Below are 938 nucleotides of genomic sequence, written 5' to 3'. Positions count from 1 at the left end.
GCTATCGAACAAAATGGTGAAGAAGTTTCTTCTACAAATAGTTGCAGCAGTAATCCAAGTGCTAATAATAATAGAAAAATTGCCATTTACCGTTTCACCTCAATTTCATAAATTTGATAAGAAAACTACTGATATATGAATTTTCAATCAGTAGTTTTACATATGGCTATGATAGAACGAAAAAGCTGTCACTGTCTAATTTATGACTCATAGCGTTTAGTCTATAGTTTACCTATCTTAGAAATTAGTTTACTTGTTAAGATAGGGGGGTTCATATCGTTTTAACTAATTCTCACTTTAAATTTTGCATTAGCTCTAAAATAACTTTTAATAATTGTAAAATTTTAGAGTTATTAATACTTTACTTTTAAAAAGGTTGATTCTTGCAATTCAATAAATGTGTAAATTTGAAATAATGTCATATTATATTTCAAACCAATAGTTTGATTATAAATTCCCCCTTCGGTATCATATCTGTAGGAATTTACATATAATAGAGGTGTTTTACAGATGGAGAGAGATTTTAGTTGGTTGTGGGATAATCTAAAAGAAGGTGCTAGAGATAAATTTGAAGAGATTTGTTATGATATTTATTCCAATGAGTATCCAGATGCAGATGTCCATAGAGTAAAGGTCACGCAAGGTGATGGAGGAATTGATGTATTTATAGATGAAGAAAATGGAGATTATACAATTATTCAATGTAAGTTCTTTTTAAATGGATTAAATGACGGACGTAAAAATCAAATCCGAGATTCTTTTAAAACTGCGGTTGAAAAGAACTCAATGAACAAGTGGATTTTGTGTATTCCCATGGATCTATCTAACGAAGAGCATACCTGGTGGAAACAATGGAAAGAAAAGCAAAAAGATATAGGTATATCAATCAGGCTCCATGACCAAAGTAAGTTAATGAGATTAGTAAGAAATGACAAGGG

The 938-nt window shown here is 30.2% G+C and carries 1 protein-coding gene; it reads left to right on the top strand.

Annotated features, from left to right (window positions below; translation table 11 throughout):
* Window positions 1-510: 510 nt before the first annotated feature.
* A partial coding sequence (locus tag RCF13_RS02970) for a restriction endonuclease (RefSeq protein WP_308140844.1) occupies window positions 511-938 on the top strand: 428 nt, incomplete at its 3' end.

The organism is Stenotrophomonas maltophilia group sp. RNC7, assembly GCF_030910085.1.
Taxonomy (GTDB): domain Bacteria; phylum Pseudomonadota; class Gammaproteobacteria; order Xanthomonadales; family Xanthomonadaceae; genus Stenotrophomonas; species Stenotrophomonas sepilia.
This window is presented reverse-complemented; position numbering and strand designations above follow the sequence as displayed.